The sequence below is a fragment of the Methylophaga sp. genome (assembly GCF_965655755.1).
In the GTDB taxonomy this organism is placed as follows: domain Bacteria; phylum Pseudomonadota; class Gammaproteobacteria; order Nitrosococcales; family Methylophagaceae; genus Methylophaga.
On record NZ_CBFHHW010000082.1, the window covers coordinates 1 to 1,069 of the forward strand.

The window sequence follows — 1,069 nt, forward strand, 5'->3', positions numbered from 1 at the left end:
TGGTGGTTGAACTGGTACCGGAGTTGGAGTTGGTTATTGGACATCAACCTGCTGTGGCAGAGTTGCCGCCAGCGGAGGCGCGTAACCGCGTGTTGATCGTACTTACAGCGTTTCTCCGAGTGTTTGCGGGGGAGGGGCACCCCGTGGTGTTGTTCCTGGACGATCTGCAATGGAGTGATGCACCGACCTTAGAGTTGTTACGCCGTCTGGTGACTTCCCATGAGCTGAGTCATTTGCTGCTGATAGGCGCTTATCGTAGCAATGAGGTGGGACCGGGACACCCATTGCGTATGCTGCTCGACGATCTGAAAGGCCAGAAAAATATCCGTCACCTTCCTCTCAGTCCGCTGGACAGGAATGCTGTGGCGAATCTGGTAGGCAACGGTTTGTGCCGTGAGCCGGATGAGACTCGTCCACTTAGCGATATGCTCTATGATAAGGCGCAGGGCAACCCTTTCTTTACCAAAGAGTTGTTGCGGCAGCTTCACAAGGACGGTGCGATTACCCCTGATCTCAACAGCGGACGATGGAACTGGGATTTGGATGCCGCCCGTTGGTCTTACGTGAGCAACGATGTTGTTGAGTTTATGGTGGATAATCTGCGGCGCTTGCAGCCCGAGACCCAGCGAGTTCTGCAATTGGCGGCTTGTATCGGCGGTACCTTTGACCTGCACACACTTTCTACCATCTATGAGCAATCGTTTTCGGCAACCGCCACAGCGTTGTTGCCGGCACTTAAACAACACACGGTTGTGCCGCTGCACACGGATTACCGACTGGTAGGGAGTGGTGACGAACCGCTGGATTTTAATCCGACTTACCGGTTTCAGCATGACCGCGTGCAGCAGGCTGCTTATTCTTTGATAGAGGCACAGCGACTGCCTGAAGTGCATCTTTCCATCGGACGCTTGATGCTTCAGCATACCGGTGATCATGTGCCGGATGACCGTCTTATCGACATCGTTGCCCATCTCAACGAAGGCTGCCAACTTATTGAGGACGACGATGAACGGTTGCTGCTCGCCGACCTGAATCTACAGGCCGGTGTGCGTGCCAGACACGCTTCAGC

At 54.5% G+C, this 1,069-nt stretch carries 1 protein-coding gene; it reads left to right on the forward strand.

Annotation, left to right across the window (positions count from 1 at the left end):
• On the forward strand, positions 1–1,069 hold a 1,069-nt coding region (locus ACTF5U_RS12495), incomplete at both ends, for an ATP-binding protein (RefSeq protein ID WP_438971959.1).